The organism is Bhargavaea cecembensis DSE10 (assembly GCF_000348905.1).
Classification (GTDB): domain Bacteria; phylum Bacillota; class Bacilli; order Bacillales_A; family Planococcaceae; genus Bhargavaea; species Bhargavaea cecembensis.
The window spans coordinates 13160-31326 of record NZ_AOFT01000026.1; the positions used below are offsets into that span (position 1 = coordinate 13160).

Genomic DNA, 18167 nt, shown 5'->3' on the forward strand with positions numbered 1-18167 from the left:
TTCCTCCTTGTTCAATAAATTCGCTTATTACCCTTTTTCACATATTCCCAGTCTTGTTCTACGTTTTTTCTTACCCGCCGGAGCAGACGCAGGAGAATATCCGCTTCATCTTCAGAAAATCCCTCGAGTGCAACCGAATTGGAATGCTCATGCTCCCTTACGATAAACGGATATACCCCGAGGCCTTTTTCTGTCGGAAAGAGTTTTTTGATTCTCCGATTGCTTTCATCATCCCTTTTCTCGATAAATCCTTTCTCCTCCAGTTTCATAATTGCCCGCGCAGCTGTCGTGCGGTCGACCTTGATCATCTCGGCAAGCTTTTCCTGAATGATCCCCGGATGCTCACATATCCTCACCATGTACAAATACTGTCCCTTTGACAGGTCGGCTTCCTTGAATTCGATATTACTGATCGAATCAAGTGACCTGGCGATCATTCCGATTTCCCGGAGAAGCTCCATTCCACGCCTCCTCACTCCATAGGTGCATTTGCAACACTGCCTGATGTTCATGTTACTTTTAAATAAGTGCAAATGCAACAATCCTTTTGACAAGCAAAAACCGATGCGGTTTTCACATCGGTTCGGTTGCTGTTTCATTGAAAGGCTCCGGATACTCCACGACGCCGCGTACACGATTTAACGTCCCTTCTTTCAACTCTACTGCCATAAACACTTCATCGGGGACGTCAAACGGCGGATGGATTCCCCACTCAGATGCTTTCCTGAAACTAAATCTGGGGTAGTACTCGGGATGTCCGAGAACGATGACTGAACGGAATCCAATTTCCTCAGCTTTGTCCAATGCGGCTTGAATCAGGCGGCTCCCGATCCCCTGATTCTGAAATTTCGGCAGGACGGATACCGGCGCCAGTGCCAAAGAATCGATGGCGTTCTCTCCTTCAACGATTCGGATCTTGGACAACAGGATGTGACCGACAATCTGTCCTGCCTCATTTTCCGCGACGATTGATAGTTCCGGAACATAAGCGTCGGATACACGGAGCCGGCCGACCAGGATATGTTCCCTGTGATCGCTCATCTCTACATGCCGGAATGCTTGTTCCACCACTTCGCTGATTGACTCGAAATCCCTCGGCAAACTTTGTCTGATGAATATCTCCACTCGCCATCCCCCTTATAATTAGAACTTTGTTTTGGCACGCGAACGCTGAGTTTCGCGGGCAAACTTGTTGAATCGATACACAAACTCCGCGGCACCGCACTTTTCATAAGCGAATTTTTGAAGTTCATAGAAAAACCTTTCCACTCTATACCCTTTATACGGCTCGCACCTGTGAAAGGTTTCACAATCAGATGCAAATCTCCCCCTTCCTCTAATCAACAATCTTAAAACTCCATAGAAAGGCGATTCGCCACTTGGACGAATCGCTGTAATCATATAAGCTTTGCCAAACGCCGTTTCTCACTTTTGTCCACAACTGATGCGCCAACAAGGTCACCTGTCACATTGGTAGCTGTCGCGCCCATTCCGAGGATTGCATCGATACCGGCGACGAGCGCCACGACTTCAATGGGCAGGCCCGCCTGAGTAAGGACGATTGACAGAGCGATGAGACCGGCACCCGGAACCCCTGCCGTACCGACTGAAGCGAGTGTGCCGGTCACGATAATGCCGAGTATGGCCGCGAAGCCCAAGTCCAGCCCGACGATGTCCGCAGCAAACACAACTGATGCCCCTAACCGGATTGCCGCTCCGTCCATATTGACGGTAGCTCCCAGCGGCAATGAAAATGATGCGACCTCATCATTAATTCCTGCACGCTTTGCCGCCTTCATGGTAACGGGGAGCGTTCCCAGACTGGATGAGGTCATAAAAGCCGTGCCAACCGCATCTTTTACATTTCTGAAGAACTCCCGGATTTGCACACCAAAGATCTTCATGATCACAAAATATACAAGGACGAACTGGAGCACGATGCCACCATAGATCACGACTGTCAATTTACCGAGAGAAATCAAAGTCTGTAAACCCTGCGATCCAATCGCCGACGCCGCGATAGCGAAAATGCCGATGGGTGCGTATTGGAGTATGCCGTTTAATACGCGGAATGTCACTTCGCTCAGGCTGGTAGTCAGATCACCCAGGAAATGGCCCATTTTACTGATCCGTTCCTCGCCGGAATGGATCATCGAAGAAATCGACAACCCTACAACCACCGCGACAAAAATCAATGCCAGAATGTCAGCATCCGCCAACGCAGAAAACAAGTTATTCGGAACGATTCCCAGCAGGGTATCCACAACGGATGGGCGTTCCGGTACATCGATCTGCGCATCCGGGAGGGTAAGTCCTACCCCTGGCCTGATCAGAAGTGCAAGCAAAATGCCAAATACGATAGCAATTCCTGTCGTGATGAAATAAAAGACAAACACTTTCCCGCCAATCCTTCCAAGTTTCGCGGGATTTAGCTGATCGACTGCTGCAATCAGCGTAAAGATCACGAGCGGAATCACAATCAGATTCAGCAGCCGCAGCAGCAGATCCCCGAGCGGCGACAGCACGCCTGCTGACTCGCCGAAAATCAGTCCGACGACGATGCCTAGCAGAAAGCCGACAGACATCTTCAGCATGAATGACTGGTCCCGATAAAATCTCCAGATAGCTCCCATCTCCAGACCTCCCCGCATCAATGGATATGTAATTCTGATGGAGCGCTTTCTTCAATCATCCCCTACTTTGGAGTGCACAAAACAGAATCGTCTTTAACCAATTAACTAAAAAAGAGCGACCGGCAGGAGATGCCGACAGCAGACTGCTTGTAATGTTAGCTATCACAAATAAATCGTAATGGCAGAGTAAACGGGCAAACACGCCATAATCGGCTCACACCGAAACATTTGTTCCTCTCCACTCTTATATGCTGACCAAGAAGAAAAAGTGGACTTCTCCAGCTGTCGAAGCATTTGTGGACCTGGTACTCCAGTCCAGTCACGAGATGGGAGCAGAATGCTTTGCCTGACCGCCTGTCAGACTAAAACAAACCATGCCCCTGCAGCTTAGGCTGCAAGAGCATGGTTTAGCTTGATAGTCATGATCCGTATTTGCTGTCCAATTTCTCATGCTTGGCTGTATATTCATCCGTAATTTGCCCCGATCGGACCGCCGCAAGCCGCCAGTGCGAACACCGGCAACAGACCCATCAGCCGGATCATTTTCTTCATGATGAATCCTCCAGTTCACCGTTCTCTGAATCGCTGTGCCGATCATGCCGCCCGAATCATTGTTCATTCATAAGTTCGTTGATTTGCCGGTCCATTTCCACTCCGGTTTGCTCTATTTTCTCCTGCAGCTCCATGTTTTCCTCATTTAGCTTGACAGCTTTTTGGTACGTTTCTTCAGTCACCGTATCAACGTCCACCGTATCAACTTCGATTGCAGATAACTCAGCGCTCTTCTGAAGGGAAGCGAGCGTCAGACCCAAATACTCGATCGTGGTCTCGTTCAGTTCCCTGATTTCTTCATTTACCAGTGTATCATGGGCATCAATAGCGAGTTCCCTGGTTTCCTCCATAAAGGGAATCACTTCTTTCTCGAGATAGCTGTGGGCTTCCTCGGGTTGTTCGATGATGGAAGCATAGTGGTTGAACATTTCTGCGAACTCGAAGGATCGCTCATCCAGGGGCTCGTAAACATTCTTCCTATATTCTTCAAATTCTTTTTCCACACTGATATTCTGTGATTCCGCTTCGTTGCCGCTGTTGCAGGCAGCGAGCAGGCAGACCAACACACCCAAAAGGGTGAATTTCAGAAATAAAGGTTGTTTGTTCATCATCAGCCTACTCTCTGCCATGTTCTTGGTCCGCCCTTACCCCCGGACTAAACATATCAAGATCCATACTTGAATTCTAGTTCTTCGAGTTTAATATTGTATACCTCTGTTTTTTCGTCGATCTGCTCCTGCAGGTTCATGACTTCAGCATAGACTTCTTCGGATTTGGCGAAGGATTCATCACTGACGGGCGGAATATGCAGCTCTAAAAATTCCACCTGTTTATTGAAAGATCGAATTATCATGTCCAATTGATCGATCGTAACGCTATTCAGATCTTTTATTTCTTCATGAACAAGCTCATCCTGTAATTTTTCCGCCAGTTTTTTTGTCTGTTCTGCATATGGAATCATCTCATCGATCATATAGGTTCGGGCATTTTCCGTTTCGGAGATAATGGAATTAAAATGTCCGCCCATCTCAGCAAGCTCCAACGATCGGTCATATAACGGTTCGATTCCTTCTGTCTTATATTTCTCAAACTCATCAGCCGGATCAACGCCGCTGCTGCTTTCCGGATTGCTGCAAGCAACGAGAAAGCCCATTACAAGCAGCAGTGCGACCCATGAACGCTCTTTTTTCATGATTCCACTCTCCAATTTCAAATCCTGCTAACTTGGATAACAGTACCGGCTCACAGTTGATACATCATCACCGTGCCGTCTCCCTTGCCAATTCAGCTGATTTAATCATAGCAAAGTGAAAGCAATGGAAATATAGGAATAACGAAAGATGCTGAAAGGCCCTTTAGAAGCTAAGAGATCCACATTTGGAGCATGCATACAAAAAAGAGAAAGGAAACTATTCCCTTTCTCTGTACAGCTAAAGTCACTTGGTATCGTCTGATTAAAAGATGCTCAAATCCCACTCTTGTGCTATCTGCTTCAGCAGCCGACTGCCAGCCACGCTGTTCCCGACCTCATCGATTGCCGGCCCGTAGATCCCGATTCCGCATCCATTCGGGAACGGGGACTGCGAGGAGCCTGCGTGTGAAGGAACCACTGCCATGATGCCGCCCGATACGCCGCTTTTTGCCGGCAGGCCGATAAACGCTGCAAACTTCCCGGAGGCATTGTACATCCCGCATGTCACCATCAGCGCTTTTGTGATCCGGGCAACTTGTAGCGGAAGGATCTGCTCTTTGAGAATCGGATGGTAGCCGTCGTGTGCCAAAACAAGGCCGATCATGGCGATGTCCGTGGGACCGATCTCCACCGAACACTGCTTCAGATATACTTCTAGTGCTTCTTCAACAGCGCACTCCAAGTAGCCGTTTTCCTGGAGGTAATACGCAAGGGCCCTATTACGGTGGGCGGTCATCCATTCCGACTGGAACACTTCCTCATTGATTGTCGGGCGCCTGCCGGTCATTCTGCTGATCAGCGACATGAACGACTCGACTTTTTCCTGTGGCGTCCGCTTTCCGAGCATCGAAGCCACCGTTAGCGCCCCCGCATTGATCATCGGGTTGAACGGCTTGCCTGGCTTATGGAGTTCCAGACGGACAATCGAGTTGAACGCATCGCCTGTCGGCTCGACATCCACATGGTCCAGGACATACGACGTTCCGAAATCGATGCAGGCAGCCATGAAGCTGATGACTTTCGATATGCTTTGCAGGGTAAACGATGCTTCACTGTCACCGGCCTGGAGGACAGTTCCATCCGCTCCGACCATAACCACGCCAAGCTGTGCGGGATCGGCTTTTTGTAGGGCAGGGATATAGGAAGCACATTCGCCTTTTGCTGTATAGATGCGGTCATGTTCCACCCACTTGTCCAGTTGGGCGGCAAATCGTTGCAGATCATGAGTGGTTTCGTGATGATTCGGCAGTGTTTCTTTCACCATCGACATGCCGGCTTCTCCTTTCCATCAGGCAAAAGAAATGATGAGAATTCGATGATTCTCACCAATCTTCCTGTGTTTTTATCTTTTCGGCGAGGTTTTATCATCGGGAATCAGGGAAATGTACGATTCTCCGTTCAGCCGTTCTTTCCATTCCAAAGTTGCGTTTTCGATGACTTCTTGATTTTCCATTGCATCTATTGCCGTGCAGGCGATGACTTTGGCTGCCTGCAGCATCCCTTTGTGGGCAATCGGCATGGCGCCCTGCGAGACGACCTGCCAGGTGTGCAGCGGCGTGCCGAGTGCAAAGCAGGCTGTCAGGCATTGGGTGGTCGGCACGACCCAACTGACATCTCCCACGTCTGTGGACCCGGCCATTGCAGCTTCCCCCGCAAACGGTGCGATAAAATCCGCGATGGCTTTGTCTTTCAGTTTCTTTGCCGTTTCCCGATCAGGGCCGGTCAGGTCCGCCTCGATGTCTTCACGGGACAGCGTAGCCTGAATTTCCTCTGCGAACCGGTAATCCTGTTCGTCATACGACGGAACGCCAATTGCGGATAGGTGCCGATACATGGTCTCCGCAAGGACGGAGTTCGGTACCAGGTCCGAAGCCGCTCCTTCAAACACCCCTTCCACCGATGTTCCGGTCATGAGTGCAGCACCTTTAGCAATATTGTTCACGCGTTCGGTCAGTTCCTTTACCTGCTGTTTTTTTGTGGCCCTGATGAAGTAAAGGACTTCCGCATTTGCCTGAACCACATTCGGAGAAGCACCTCCGGCATCGGTGATGGCATAATGGATGCGGGCTTCCGGCACCATATGTTCCCTCAGATAGTTGACGCCCATGTTCATCAGTTCAACCGCATCAAGTGCGCTCCGTCCCAGATGAGGCGCTGCGGCCGCATGCGCGCTTTTCCCTTCGAACCTGAACCTCACGGCATAGTTAGCCAGTGTGCTGACATGCCAGACGCTCGGCTTGGTCATCGGGTGCCAGGAAAAGGCGAGATCGACATCTTCAAACAGGCCCGCGCGAACCATATAGGCTTTTCCCGATCCATTTTCCTCTGCCGGGCATCCGTAATAGCGGATGGTGCCCTTGAGCCCGGTCTCCTCCATGTACGCCTTCACCGCAACTGCAGCGGCCAGCGAACCGGTGCCGAGCAGGTTATGTCCGCAGCCATGGCCATTTCCTCCAACTTCTAAGGGATGGTGTTTGGTGAGGCCCTTTTCCTGGCTCAGGCCCGCCAGTGCATCGAATTCGCCCAGTACAGCGATGACCGGCTTCCCGCCGCCGTAGCTCGCAACAAACCCGGTCTCGAGTCCGGCTACTTTCCGCTGCACCTCAAACCCCTCTTCCTCCAGCGCTCCGGCCAGAATTTCTGATGAGCGATGTTCGGCAAAATAAAGTTCCGGACAGCTCCAGATCCGGTCGCTCAGTTCGATATACTTGTCTTTTTTCTGTTCAATGAAATTCGATATGGTTTCATGGAATCCCACTCTCAGGACCTCCTAGAGTTTGCTCACGCGGAAGCTTCTGCTTTGGCGCGGTCGAACAGTTCGCCTTTGTTGCGCATGGTGAGGATGGCGATGATGCAGATGGCCGCGAATGCGATCAGCATCCAGAATGCCGCATTGAACGACCCGTCAAATGCATCGACGATGAACCCGATGGCCATCGGTGTGGCGAATCCGGCCAGCTGACCGCCAGTATTGGCAATTCCCATTGCCGTGCCGGTGACCGATGTCGGCAGCTGCTTGAGAATGATGACCGGAAGCAGGGTGATGACAAAGGCGATGAAGAGATTGACGATGGTCTGGTAAGTGATGAACGCCGCAACACTTGGTGCGGTGAACATCAGATAGAGCATCAGGCCGGTCAGCGCGCATGCAATGGCACCGACAATCTTTTCCTTGCCCTCCGGAAGTTTATCAACCAGATATCCGCTCAGGAAAATGCCAAGCAGCAAGGTGACTCCCGGAATCGTCTGAACCCAGCCGATCGAGATGAGGTCAAGGCCTCGAGACTGAACCAGGTACGTCGGAATCCAGGTGGCCAGTCCCCAGTTCACGGCATAAATGCAGAAATACGCAATGACCATATTCCAGATCAGCGGCGTTTTCATCAGCGAACCGACTAGACCCTTTTCTGCAGGATTGGTGGCACGTGCCAGCTTTTCTTCAGGCCTATCCTCAGGCAGCCTGACGTATTTCCAATAAAGGAAGGCAATGAGGGCTCCCAATGCTCCAAAAACAACAAAGGTCGTCCGCCATCCGATTGCAGTCAGAAGAAATGCGGACAATACCGGGATGATCAGAGCGACGATTCCGCTTGAAGAAAGCATGACGGACATCGCCCTTCCCCGCTCAGCCACAGGGAATGTGTTAGAAATGATTTTGGAACTCGACGGCTGGAAGCCGCCCTCCCCGATTCCGAACAGGAAGCGGATAACGACCATGGATGCAAGCGACCATGCGGCACCGGACAATCCTGTGAAGATGGACCATAAGATGACGGAGGCCAGCAGGATTTTCCTTGCTCCGAACCGGTCAGCGAGCCAGCCGCCCGGCATCTGCATGATGGCATAGCCGAGGAAAAAGCTGCTGAGGATGATCCCTGTAGCTGAAGCACTAAGGTTTAAATCCTCCGTAATTTGGAGGACGGCGTAGTTCATGATATAGCGGTCCAGGTTACCCAGGCACCAGCCGAGGAACAGCAAAATCAAAATGAGATTTCGTTCACGCTTGGGAAGCATGCTTTCAACTCCTATTCTCTGAGATGTTGGTCTTGATGTTGTGTTTAGAGATGAAACGCTTCCAATTTATTAAAAACGTTTGCATGAATTGCGGACATTCTTTAACGAACATAAAACGAAACTTTCGTTATTGATTTTATAATAGGTTTCTCAGTAGCGCAATATATTTTTTTAAAAAAAGCACCCCATATGGGATGCTCATTTCAGTGCTACTTAAACCGGTATATTTTTATCGGCCTTCCCCGGGTGTGCTGCGCTTCTTCCCCGACATTCTCCGCCAGCCCCGCATCGCACAAGTCCGCAACGATGCGCTGGGCATTCCGCTCGGTCATTTGGAGATGGGCGGCCAGATCCTTCGTCGTAAACTGGTGCCAACCCATCTTTTGTACGAGAGCCTCGACTTTCTTGTAGGTTTTGACGCTGATTTTGGCATCCCTTAGCCTTTCAAGGATGTCCTGATCATCGGTCCGGTAAGCATAAGCCAGTTCCTCAGCCTCACCTGCTGACTCAATCAGGGTTCCGTCATCCTGGATGATAACGATCTCCTGCCCGCCGTCCTTTTTCGACGTCTGGAGAGCACGATGGGCATGGATTTCCGCCTCCAGCACCGTGCTGCCGAACCCGATCCCGACAGAGACGGGGGTATCCGCCTCCACAGACAGATAGCGGGCTTTGTCCTTGAGTGCCTGAAGCTCGCGCTCGATCGCACCGCGTGAGCTGAAAATGGAATACCGGCCGTTTCCTTCGTCGACAAGGGAACCATCGATTTTCTCGCAAAGCTGGATCAACGTCTCCTTGAGCCGGAGTTCCAGATACTGTACCTGATACGTCTTTTCCATCTTTTCTTTGATCACATCAAAATCTTTGATTTCGATTTTCTCGACACCAATCTGGGTGTCTTTATAGTAGGAAGTTTTAACTTTTTCAAAGAAGATCCGCAAGGTCTGGAAGATTTCAATCCGTGTCGGAGACATGAGCCTGACCGGGATTCCCGCTTTCTCCAGTGCATCACGCACAGTCGGATAACAGGTCAGGGCGCCGTCGATTTTCCCCTCTTCCCACAGGTCCAAATGGAACCGGAGCAGATCTTCGGATTCCGTGTCGGCACCGATGGTCTCTACAAACAGTTCCTGCACGGTAGCCTTCAACGTTTCCAGGCTCTCGCCTTCGCCGATATTCGTGGCCGGAATCATATCAATACTGATCCGCTCCAGCAGCCGCCCATGTGCATAGACGAGTTCCATGAAACTTTTATAGATGCTGGTTTCCGTGGAGTAAATATAGACCAGGCGGTCAGCGGCAGGCATGATTTTCTTGGCTACCTGATAGGGAATGAAGCCCGACAGCAGCCAGTAATCCATTTGCCGGTCATGGTTTCGTACGATATCCGCTACTTCCCTCGTCTCCTGATACGTATAAGGGATCAGTTCGATCTCCTGATCAAGCTCCTTGGCCACTCCGATAATCCGCTCAACGGACGGAGCCGGACCGACCACACCGATTCGAAACATGGTTTGATTCCTACCTTCCGTCCAAGCAACAAAATATGATTCATTAGGAGTATAACACAAGCGAGCTGCATCACTCCGGACCGTCCTCATAGGTGACATGACCCAAAAGGGAACCCTCATGACCATGAATCGTCCTATAATCAATCATACGGATAGACAGGAGGCGCCTTTCACCATGGCCGGCATGACATCCAGACAGACGCAGTCCCGCCTCGTCGACCTTCTCTTTTTCTCGCTCGGCAGCCTGTACCTGATCGGCATTACCGCGGTACTCGTATATGTCATCAGCAAAATGATCAACTACTTCTATAACTAGAGCCGATGCCCGCGGGCACCGGCTTTTTTCGTCGTCTGAGTGCCCAAAACCTCAATAAAAAACGAACCTGTACTTTTACAGCACCTTATTAGTCATTCCACAATGGTTTCATCCATTCGCGGCCATGCAATCACTCTTTGGGTTTTTAGACGCCTGCCAACCTGCAGGCAAGCTGAAGGTTCAACAGAGTTTCCGGATCCGTCAAGTCGGAATCAAGCAGACGGGAAATTTGCTTGATTCTGTACTGAAGGGTATTCGGGTGGATATGCAGTTCTTTAGCAGCATTTCCCGGCCGCTGCAGATTCCTGCAATAAGCCTTTAGCGTCTTTGCAAGCTCAGTTCCTTTTTCTTTGTCATACGTATGGAGAGGTCCCAGGAATGTGGTCACGAACGATTCAACCTCTTTTACCGAACTGCCATCGATCAGTCGCTCCAACAGAAAATGGGAACTGTCGGCAATCCGCTCCCCATGCTTGGAGTCTTCCATCATCTTAAGTGTGACCATGGCATTTTGGAGCGAATCCGGCAATTCTTCGATTCGCTGAACCAGCTTCCCTATACCGAACCTGGCATAAAGGTCAGGATTATGGTCATGCAGAAAGCGGCAAGTTGCTTCGGAAATTACCGATAGACGGCGGAATGAATCCTTATAATGTGTTTCCGGACTTACTGCGAGAATCAGTAAATAGATAGAATCGCGCACGATCATGAGGCTTCCGGGAAAGGTTCTGCTGATCTCCATCTCCAGAAACCCGGCAATCTCATTTTGTCTGATCAGTTGATCAATCGAACGTTCGGCTTGATCATCTGCGATTCCGACTGCTGCGGGCAGGAAAACACCAGAAGTATCCAGGCCAAGGCGTTCCGCCCTGACCAGGAAACCATCGGATAGCATCCCATTCAGCAGATGATCCATCAGCTCTGTTTTATAACGCTGTTCCACTTGTCTGACTGCCGCCTGTCTATTGATCTCAAGGGCAAAATACAGAAGACTTTGCTGGATGAAATAGTCATCCGTCTGCTTCGGTACAGGATGTCCATTGGCGTAAATAAGCAATTTGCCAAGGAGCTGACGCCCGTCCCTGATTAAGTACTCGTTTGCCGGCCGATCGTGCTCCGGAATCCCTGCAGTATTAAAGACTTCACCATAAACAGTGAGAAGGGACAGGGGCTTCCTGACTACAGAAAATAACTGTCCCAGCATCACGTCCAAGCCCAGTCCAGAATTCATATTGACCAGCTGCTCCTGCTGATAATTAAGCATGGTTTTGAATGTATTGTTTTTTATTTTGATGTCTTCATACAAAGTGGCTCTTTCCAATGCGGTTGCGGCGAGACCGGCGATGGTTTCGAGGAGTTCGACATCCGCAACAGTAAACGTACCTTTCTCGGCAAAGCCATTGAGCGTCATGACGCCAATGCATTCCCCTTTTGCCGTGATCAGTGGAACACTCATGGCACGGTAAGAGTTATTGCTGGGGTGCATGGCCATGGAATGATTCAGCAATTGCTTGTTTTCAGGTCTCATTTGGCGGGGATAGCCTGTGATCTCTGTTCTGTCCGCGAGAAGGATCGGCTTTCTCATTTTAAAGCAGTCTCCTGTAAATGACTCCCCGGGCAGTAGCCGGATCTGCTCGACTTTTTCATCGAAATTTACATAGGCTCGGCATAACAGGAGCCTTGTTGCCTGGTCGAATAAAAATAGTGCACCCCCGTCTGCATCGGGTATCGCGCGAATGGATTCGGAAAGAGTCAGTTCAAATAGTTCGTCCAGCTCCAATGTGGAGTTTACTGCATTGGCTACATTGATCACGGCTTCGGCTCTGGCTGACGAAAGATGGTGTTCCTGCTGCGATTTACTCACCATCCAATCCCCCCTTTTATGCTCCCTATCGTAGCATAATTCCGAACAGATAGAATCTTCGGATCGGATGTTTAGCGCAAAAAAATGACACCCCATCCAGGGTGCCATTCCAAAAGAAGCTTCAGTATTGATGCAGGATTGCCATAAATGTTTTTGCCGTATTCAGCATAGCCGTTTCATCAAAGTCGAATTTTGCATGGTGGTGGGGATAGGCTTCCCCTTCAGGACGGGCCCCTGTGAAGAAGAAGGAGCCGGGAACATGCTGCGTGTAATAGGAAAAATCCTCTCCCGGCATCACCGGCGAAGTCTCCAATACATCCTCCTCAGCAAACAGATTTACCATGGCTTTCTTGACTATCTTCGTTTCTTCAGGGTGATTCCACAACGCATCATAACCGCTTTCCAGTTCAACCTCGGCATGGGCGTCCAGAGCATCAGCTACGCTGGAAGCGATTTTCACGAGCTTCTCCCGTGCCGTTTTCCTGGTTTCCGGTGCGTAGGAGCGGATCGTTCCAGTCATAACCGCCTCACCAGGTATGACGTTGTTGGCATCCCCTGCATGGATGGATCCTACAGAAACGACCAGCTGCTCCAGAGGATCTGTGCTCCGGCTTACAATCGTCTGCAGGGCCGTCACGATATGGGAAGCCACAACAATCGGGTCGACCGCTTCATGTGGGACCGCCCCGTGGCCGCCTTTTCCTTTTACCGTGATTTCGAATGTATCCACCGCCGCCTGGATATAGCCTTCCCGGTAATACATCCTGCCGGACGGCAACATGCTCTGAAGGTGGCAGCCGTAAATCGCATCCACACCTTCAAGGCAGCCATCGCTGATCATCGCCTTCGCGCCGCCCGGATAAAGCTCTTCGCCGAATTGATGGATCAGAACCACGTCGTGGCGGATTCGATCTTTGTTTTCGACGAGGCTTTTTGCAAATCCGAGAAGTGCTGCCGTATGCCCATCATGTCCGCAGGCATGGGACACTCCCGGGTTCTTTGACTTGTATGGGACATCTTTTTCGTCTTGTATCGGAAGTGCGTCAAAGTCGGCCCTGAACGCAATGGTCTTGACGGGATCGGGCACACGGAATGTGGCTACAACGCCCCGCCCGCCGACTTCTGTCCGCACTTCCAAACCGAGTTTCCTGTAATATTCAGCAATCAGCTTCGGGGTCTCCACTTCCTGGTGGGACAATTCCGGATATTGGTGCAGGTGCCTTCTGATTTCGGTCATTTCAGCCAGCAGGCTCTCTAGGGTTTTCAGACATGCCTGGAAGTTTTCATCCAACGACGGCTTCAAGTTTGCTTGCGGACTCATGAACACACTCTCCCTCTTTGTATACGGAATGGATTTTGCGGAACGCACTGATATCGGCTTCCGGGTCTTCGTCGAGGATGACAAAGTCCGCCACTTTACCTTTTTCAAGCGATCCGGCCGTTTGATCGACGTTCAAAGTTTTAGCAGCCTGCAGAGTCGCAGCGGTTATGATGTCCTTCACTTCCATGCCATACTCGTGCATCAGTTCCAGCTCTTTTGCAAAGTCTCCGTGCACATTAAATGGCGTTCCGGCATCTGTGCCTGCGGCAATCCGAACGCCTGCGGCAAGCGCCTTTTTGAAGCTTTCCTGATGGACTTTAAAGCAATCAACCGCTTTTTTGACGGCATGCGCCGGAATGCCGCCCGACTCTGCATGCTGAACGATGTAATAAGGCGCGGCAAGCGTCGGCACGAGAACCGTACCATATTTGATCATCAGCTCGATCGTCTCATCATCCAGGAAGATGCCATGTTCAATCGTTGTAATTCCTGCCCTGACCGCATTTTGGATGCCTGCAGTTCCCTGGGCATGGGCAGCTGTCGTCTTGCCCGCGTGGAGCGCTTCCTCGACGGCTGCCCTCATTTCCTTTTCCGATAATTGCGGGGATCCCGGATCAACTCCCGGGGTCATCACGCCACCCGTTGCCATCAGCTTGATGACATCCGCTCCGGCCTTGAGCGTTTCCCTGGCCGCTTTTCTGACGCCGTCCTCTCCATCCGCTTCAGTGGAGAACGGGTATCCGTGGCCGCCAGTCATCACGATGGCTTGTCCGGACCCATATACACTTGGGCCTGCCATCAGGCCGTCCGAAATGGAATTACGGTAATCCAGGTCGATATGCCATTTGGAACCAAGGTTCCGGACGCTTGTGACACCCGATTTCAGCTGCTTTTGGGCGTTTATGTGATGTCGATAAGCCGACCGTGCAGGCGTATCACCGGCCACCTGCGCGAATGGATCACCGACCCCGTCCATCCCGAGATGGACGTGCATATCGAACAGGCCAGGGATGACCGTCTTGCCGGTTCCATCAATGACAGTATCGGCTTGCAGTCGGTCTGCCTCCTCGCCCACGGCAAGAATCTTCTTTCCCTCAACCACAATCGATGTCTTTAGCTGTTTTTCCCCATTGCCTGTATATAACGTGACGTTCTGTATTTTCAATACCATCCAAATCCCACCTTAGAAGTTGTTATGGCAGCATGATGCCGCCGCCCGGTCCGAGCGGTAAGCCGAGCAGGAACCAGATCGAGAACAGAATAATCCAGAAGATCGCAAATGCGATCGAGTACGGCAGCAGCGTCGCAATCAGTGTTCCGATTCCGATGTTTTTGTCGTATTTCTTAGCGAACGTCAGGAGAATCGCAAAGTAAGCAAGCATCGGCGTAATCGGGTTGGTGATCGAGTCGGCCACGCGGTAGGCGACCTGTGTGACCGCCGGGTCATAACCCATGAGCATGAACATCGGGACAAATACCGGCGCAAGCAGTGCCCACTTGGCCGATGCACTCGCAATCAGCAGGTTGATGAGCGCAGCGATCACAATGAATCCGAGGAAGAGGGACAACCCTTCAAAGCCGATCCCTTTCAGGAATGCAGCTCCCTTGATGGCGATGATTGGTCCGAGGTTGCTCATTCCGAAAAATGCGATCATCTGCGCAGCCACAAAAGCCAGAACGATATAACCGCCCATCCCGGACATGGCCTTGGTCAGATGTTCGGCCACATCCTTGTCGTTTTTCAGTGCTCCTGAAGCAAACCCATAGGCCAGCGCCGGAAGAAGGAAGCCGAATAGCATGATTGGAACAATTCCTGTCATGAACGGCGAAACGATGACTCCGTTCGTTTCAGGATCACGCAGAATGGCGTTATCCGGGACGACGAGCCAAAGAATAAGTGCAGAGTACGCTGCAAGGGTGATGCCTGCCCATAGCAGGCCCCGCTTTTCTTCAGGAGTGGTCTTTTCAAGCTTTTCTATCTCACCCTGGAAGGTCCCCAGCCGCGGCTCGACAATCTTGGTCGTAACAAATGCCGCAACCGGAATGATGACAAAAGTCGACGCAATCAGGAAGTACCAGTTAATGGCCGGATTCCCGACATAGGACGGATCGATCATCTGGGCACTTGACTGTGTAAAGCCGAAGATCAGCGGATCCAGCATGGAGACAATCAGGTTGGCGCTGAATGCTCCCGTAACCGTTGCATATCCGGCAACAAGTCCGGCGATCGGGTTCCGGCCAAGCGCTGCAAAAATCATCGCTGCAATCGGAGGAAGGACTACCTGCGCAGCATCAGCAGCTGTGTTGCCGAGAACCGCAATCAGCAGGATCGTCGGCAGGATGATTTTCACAGGCGCGTTCAGGATGGTCGTCTTCATGAACGTCGTGACCAATCCTGTAGATTCAGCTAGCCCGACCCCAAGCATGACGACGAGAACCAGTCCGAGCGGCGGGAATCCGGTAAAATTCGGGACGAGCGTAGTGACAATGCTTCTGATTCCTTCTGCATTCAGCAGGTTCACAACTTTAATCGTCTCACCCGTTCCCGGATGGACAGCAGAAGTGCCCAACACCCCGAAGATGGCGGAAGCAATCAGAATCAGTACGGTAAATAAGGCAAACAGCGTAACAGGATCCGGCAATTTGTTTCCTGCCTTCTCCACCCCATTCAGCATTCTCTGGAAGAAGCTCGGCTTTTTCGGCTGGCCGAGTTCTTCCACGCCTGCAAGTTTAGTCATAGCAACTATCCCCCTTGATAGATGAATTGTTTAAATATTAACTCAACTACCCAATAAGAGATATGGGGAATGGACCAAAAATGCTCAGGCCGGATTGTGGAAAGCAACAAAAACCAGGAAAAAGCCGGCACCCTAAAATGGGTACCAGCTTTGTTCAACTATATGCCAACCGCGGGCTCCGGTTTCGTCATAGGCCGTCCCGGTTTCCGCATTCGCGGTTTTCTTTCATCATTCATCCCAATTCGATCAATGAATGACGAAACTATTTTAAGTGATCACCCATTGCAGTAGGCTGTATAGCAAAGGAATCGTTAGCATGCAAAGAATGGTGGAATGAATCACACCATATGAGGCGAAAACAGCATCTGCCCCAAACCTATGTGCATACACCGTTGTAGTCGTTGCACTCGGCATGCCGGCTGTCAGCATGGCAATGAGGAGCAGATGTTCGGGAACTTGGAGAAAGAGAAAAACAAGGAGGCTCAACGGAAGGATCAGCAACTTCATTAAGGAAGCCGTCCAGATATACAGGTTCCTGCTGTAATACTTGAAGTCTGCCACTCTCGTGTCCGCAAGAAGACTGCCGATCAGGATCATCGACAGTGGAACGGTCATTTTCCCGACATCCTCAAATGTCCTCAACAGCATGTCCGGCCAGCTGAACGGGAGAAACAGCATCGCCAAGCCGACCAGTGTGGCGAGTATACCCGGGTTAAGGAAAAGTCTCCGGCAGTCCACGGTCGTCTCATGCCGGGTGAACAGATAAATTCCGTACGACCAAATCAGAATCAAGTAAAAGATGTTGAACAGGGTTACATAAACCACCCCCTGCTGGCCCATGAGCATGAAACAGACCGCAAAACCGATGAACCCCTGATTCCCAAAAACAATCAGGCTCTCGTACACACTTTTCTGCCCGTCAGGCAACTCAGCCCGTTTCCTCAGCCAAGCCCCGACAGCGATGGAAAGCGTCATCACAAAAACCGACATGGCCACAAGCCAAGTGAGATCCACCAATAGCTCTATGGAAAACGTCGTGTTCAAGGAAAACAAAATCAACGCCGGCAACGTCATGTATAACATCAGCTGGGTGATCACCGGATTGGCATTGCTGCTGAGAATGTTCATCTTCCGTGCAGTAAAACCGATTAGCGCCATGAGATAAAGAGGAACCATCGTAAGAATAAATGCGGAAACGGACAGAGGCCTACCCCCTTCTTTCATCCTGTAGGTTATGTAGAACTTTGAACAGCGGTGCCATTTCAAGCATCGGCCTTTGTTCTGCAACTTAAAAAAGCTGATGCCCGAATTTCCGGATATCAGCTTTTAGCTTCCTAAATGACTCAAGCAGGTTGTTTTTCCAGAAGGATATGAATCAGCTGCGCCCGGTCCACAAGTCGTACACCATTACTGGACGCCAGTTCCTTTGCGGCTTTCGTAAATTGGCTATTGGTCACGACCCAGGCATCTTGTGCCTTGTAGTGGCTCCGGGCAGCTACAACCTCCTGAACGGCCTTAATGCCGACATTCTGTTTCCACCGCTTAGCCTGGACCACAATCCTCCTGCCATCCCGCTGCATCACAAGATCTGCACCAAAATCGTTTTGATAGGGAGTCCTGCGAACCTGGTAGCCTCTTGCCTCATACCGGAGTTTCAGAAATTGCTCGAACTCCTTGCCGTTCATTTCATCTACCTGACGAATTCCGGAAGCATTCAGTTTCCGCTCTTTCATCAATCCTAGCGCAAACAAGATCAAAATCAGGCCGATCGCACCGCCGAAAAAGATAAACGCTGCCGCTTCAATGGATTGAGTATTGATGTAGGTCAGGCCTCCGGCCGCAAATAGCAATCCGGTCAACCCGCTAGTTAATTGATCATTCTTTTTTCGGGTCATTAGATTCCTCTTTCTTTGGTTGACTTCCTGTGACAAGGATACAGAACGGTAGACTGTTGTCCAATTTATCCGTTTCAGCCATACTTTGCTGCAAGACTTTTTTTAGTCAATTGTAATATAGCACAAAAAAA

General features: G+C 50.7%; 16 protein-coding genes. 1 reads left to right on the forward strand and 15 read right to left on the reverse strand.

The features are described 5' to 3' along the window. Positions 1 to 11: 11 nt before the first annotated feature. From C772_RS15275 to C772_RS15315, 9 genes are all read right to left on the reverse strand, one after another. A complete protein-coding gene (locus C772_RS15275) occupies positions 12 to 461 on the reverse strand; it encodes a MarR family winged helix-turn-helix transcriptional regulator (protein WP_008301423.1) in 450 nt (149 codons plus the stop codon). A gap of 112 nt (positions 462 to 573) precedes the next feature. Continuing rightward, positions 574 to 1125, reverse strand: coding sequence for a GNAT family N-acetyltransferase (locus C772_RS15280; RefSeq protein ID WP_008301424.1), 552 nt, complete (start codon positions 1123 to 1125; stop codon positions 574 to 576). Positions 1126 to 1397: 272 nt separating this feature from the next. Beyond that, positions 1398 to 2633 (reverse strand): dicarboxylate/amino acid:cation symporter, encoded by a 1236-nt coding sequence (locus tag C772_RS15285; protein ID WP_008301425.1) that lies wholly within the window; start codon positions 2631 to 2633, stop codon positions 1398 to 1400. A 608-nt stretch (positions 2634 to 3241) separates the two neighbouring features. Then, the gene (locus C772_RS15290) at positions 3242 to 3814 is read right to left on the reverse strand and encodes a hypothetical protein (protein ID WP_160162853.1); all 573 of its coding nucleotides are present in this window, start codon (positions 3812 to 3814) and stop codon (positions 3242 to 3244) included. A 35-nt stretch (positions 3815 to 3849) separates the two neighbouring features. Next, positions 3850 to 4377, reverse strand: a complete 528-nt coding sequence (locus tag C772_RS15295) for a hypothetical protein (protein WP_008301427.1) — start codon at positions 4375 to 4377, stop codon at positions 3850 to 3852. A 262-nt stretch (positions 4378 to 4639) separates the two neighbouring features. Next, positions 4640 to 5647: a glutaminase gene (locus tag C772_RS15300; protein WP_008301428.1), complete on the reverse strand. Its 1008-nt coding sequence runs from the start codon at positions 5645 to 5647 to the stop codon at positions 4640 to 4642. 72 nt (positions 5648 to 5719) lie between these two features. Further along, positions 5720 to 7135 carry a M20 family metallopeptidase gene (locus tag C772_RS15305; protein WP_008301429.1) on the reverse strand — a complete coding sequence of 472 codons (1416 nt, stop codon included), beginning with the start codon at positions 7133 to 7135 and terminating at the stop codon, positions 5720 to 5722. A gap of 23 nt (positions 7136 to 7158) precedes the next feature. Next, a complete protein-coding gene (locus C772_RS15310) occupies positions 7159 to 8391 on the reverse strand; it encodes an MFS transporter (protein WP_008301431.1) in 1233 nt (410 codons plus the stop codon). 209 nt (positions 8392 to 8600) lie between these two features. Continuing rightward, complete coding sequence (locus C772_RS15315) at positions 8601 to 9902, reverse strand: hypothetical protein (RefSeq protein ID WP_008301433.1); 1302 nt, start codon at positions 9900 to 9902, stop codon at positions 8601 to 8603. Positions 9903 to 10077: 175 nt separating this feature from the next. On the opposite strand from C772_RS15315, the gene C772_RS16700 reads away from it, so the two are divergent. Continuing rightward, positions 10078 to 10218 (forward strand): hypothetical protein, encoded by a 141-nt coding sequence (locus tag C772_RS16700; protein WP_008301435.1) that lies wholly within the window; start codon positions 10078 to 10080, stop codon positions 10216 to 10218. A gap of 145 nt (positions 10219 to 10363) precedes the next feature. Here the strand turns inward: C772_RS16700 and C772_RS15320 are convergent, their stop codons facing one another. The 6 genes from C772_RS15320 to C772_RS15345 all read right to left on the reverse strand — a co-directional run bounded on the left by C772_RS15320 (position 10364) and on the right by C772_RS15345 (position 18036). Further along, positions 10364 to 12085, reverse strand: a complete 1722-nt coding sequence (locus tag C772_RS15320) for a helix-turn-helix domain-containing protein (protein WP_008301437.1) — start codon at positions 12083 to 12085, stop codon at positions 10364 to 10366. Positions 12086 to 12203: 118 nt separating this feature from the next. After that, positions 12204 to 13403 carry a M20 metallopeptidase family protein gene (locus C772_RS15325; protein WP_008301439.1) on the reverse strand — a complete coding sequence of 400 codons (1200 nt, stop codon included), beginning with the start codon at positions 13401 to 13403 and terminating at the stop codon, positions 12204 to 12206. Beyond that, entirely contained in the window at positions 13366 to 14574 is a 1209-nt protein-coding gene (locus C772_RS15330; protein WP_008301440.1) for a metal-dependent hydrolase family protein, read from the reverse strand. Before C772_RS15330 ends, C772_RS15325 begins: the two co-directional genes overlap by 38 nt. A gap of 22 nt (positions 14575 to 14596) precedes the next feature. Then, on the reverse strand, positions 14597 to 16141 hold the full coding sequence (locus C772_RS15335) for an AbgT family transporter (RefSeq protein WP_008301442.1): 1545 nt from the start codon (positions 16139 to 16141) through the stop codon (positions 14597 to 14599). 267 nt (positions 16142 to 16408) lie between these two features. Further along, complete coding sequence (locus C772_RS15340) at positions 16409 to 17365, reverse strand: AEC family transporter (protein WP_152419788.1); 957 nt, start codon at positions 17363 to 17365, stop codon at positions 16409 to 16411. Between the two features lie 119 nt (positions 17366 to 17484). Continuing rightward, entirely contained in the window at positions 17485 to 18036 is a 552-nt protein-coding gene (locus C772_RS15345) for a restriction endonuclease (RefSeq protein WP_008301445.1), read from the reverse strand. Positions 18037 to 18167: the final 131 nt, after the last annotated feature.

Bases quoted from the DNA above. Each gene is read 5' to 3' on its own strand.
- C772_RS15275 (WP_008301423.1), bottom strand. From the start codon at position 461: ATGGAGCTTCTCCGGGAAATCGGAATGATCGCCAGGTCACTTGATTCG.
- C772_RS15285 (WP_008301425.1), bottom strand. From the start codon at position 2,633: ATGGGAGCTATCTGGAGATTTTATCGGGACCAGTCATTCATGCTGAAG.
- C772_RS15290 (WP_160162853.1), bottom strand. From the start codon at position 3,814: ATGGCAGAGAGTAGGCTGATGATGAACAAACAACCTTTATTTCTGAAA.
- C772_RS15295 (WP_008301427.1), bottom strand. From the start codon at position 4,377: ATGAAAAAAGAGCGTTCATGGGTCGCACTGCTGCTTGTAATGGGCTTT.
- C772_RS15300 (WP_008301428.1), bottom strand. From the start codon at position 5,647: ATGTCGATGGTGAAAGAAACACTGCCGAATCATCACGAAACCACTCAT.
- C772_RS15310 (WP_008301431.1), bottom strand. From the start codon at position 8,391: ATGCTTCCCAAGCGTGAACGAAATCTCATTTTGATTTTGCTGTTCCTC.
- C772_RS15315 (WP_008301433.1), bottom strand. From the start codon at position 9,902: ATGTTTCGAATCGGTGTGGTCGGTCCGGCTCCGTCCGTTGAGCGGATT.
- C772_RS16700 (WP_008301435.1), top strand. From the start codon at position 10,078: ATGGCCGGCATGACATCCAGACAGACGCAGTCCCGCCTCGTCGACCTT.
- C772_RS15320 (WP_008301437.1), bottom strand. From the start codon at position 12,085: ATGGTGAGTAAATCGCAGCAGGAACACCATCTTTCGTCAGCCAGAGCC.
- C772_RS15325 (WP_008301439.1), bottom strand. From the start codon at position 13,403: ATGAGTCCGCAAGCAAACTTGAAGCCGTCGTTGGATGAAAACTTCCAG.
- C772_RS15330 (WP_008301440.1), bottom strand. From the start codon at position 14,574: ATGGTATTGAAAATACAGAACGTCACGTTATATACAGGCAATGGGGAA.
- C772_RS15335 (WP_008301442.1), bottom strand. From the start codon at position 16,141: ATGACTAAACTTGCAGGCGTGGAAGAACTCGGCCAGCCGAAAAAGCCG.
- C772_RS15340 (WP_152419788.1), bottom strand. From the start codon at position 17,365: ATGAAAGAAGGGGGTAGGCCTCTGTCCGTTTCCGCATTTATTCTTACG.
- C772_RS15345 (WP_008301445.1), bottom strand. From the start codon at position 18,036: ATGACCCGAAAAAAGAATGATCAATTAACTAGCGGGTTGACCGGATTG.